Origin of the sequence: Kitasatospora sp. NPDC058190, from assembly GCF_042883685.1 — a bacterium.
Taxonomy (GTDB): domain Bacteria; phylum Actinomycetota; class Actinomycetes; order Streptomycetales; family Streptomycetaceae; genus Kitasatospora.
Genome location: NZ_JBHVVI010000309.1, coordinates 1 through 1001 on the forward strand (window position 1 = coordinate 1; position 1001 = coordinate 1001).

Below are 1001 nucleotides of genomic sequence, written 5' to 3' on the forward strand. Positions count from 1 at the left end.
GAAGTATACCATCCTCGAGGATAAAACCGCAACAGGAAAAAAGCGGGATTGGAAGGGGAAAAAGGTGAGATCGTCGCTTATGGCGGCTCACTATGAAGGACTTGAAAAGCGTACCGGTGCGCCTTACTACGGAAAAAAGGCAGAGAAAGTATGTGATTGTGCGGAATGTCTTGCGTTTAAGAGGGATCGAGAAACGGGCAGACTACGATTATATCAAGCCTATTTTTGTAAAGTGAGGTTATGCCCTATGTGTGCGTGGCGAAGGTCATTGAAAATTGCTTATCACAACAAATTGATCGTTGAAGAAGCCAATCGGCAATATAAGCCAGCATGGATATTTCTCACGTTGACAGTAAAAAACGTTGAGGGTGATGATCTGAAACAGACCATTTCGGATATGATGAAAGGTTTTAATAGATTGATGAAATATAAAAAAGTTGATTCTGCGGTGCGTGGGTATTTCAGAGCTTTAGAGATTACGAAAAATCATGAAGAAAATACATATCATCCGCATTTTCATGTGTTAATACCTGTTCGTACTAATTACTTTGGTAAGAACTATATTAATCAAAAAGAATGGACAAGCCTTTGGAAAAGAGCAATGAAATTGGATTACACACCTATTGTGCATGTGCAGAGGGTCAAAGGTAAAAAGGGAATCGATGCGGAAGCGATTGAAAAAGAAGTACGCAAAGAAATGGAAGAACAGAAAGCTATTTTAGAGATTTCTAAGTATCCAGTGAAAGACACTGATGTGATACGTGGGAATGAAGTGACCGAGGAAAATTTGGATACGGTCTATTATTTGGATGATGCGTTAAATGCCAGGCGGTTGATCGGCTACGGCGGGATCTTGAAAGAGATTCATAAGGAACTGAATTTGACGGACGCCGAGGACGGGGATCTTGTCAGAATTGAAGAAGATGAAGACGAGGTAGCTAATGAGACGTTCGAGGTTATGGCGCATTGGCATGTAGGAATTAAGAATTACATAATTAATT

1 protein-coding gene is annotated in these 1001 nt (G+C 40.4%); it reads left to right on the top strand.

What is annotated here, in order from left to right:
• Nucleotides 1-1001 (top strand): protein rep (locus ACFVWU_RS45010; protein WP_387632553.1); only part of this gene is annotated, 1001 nt, incomplete at both ends.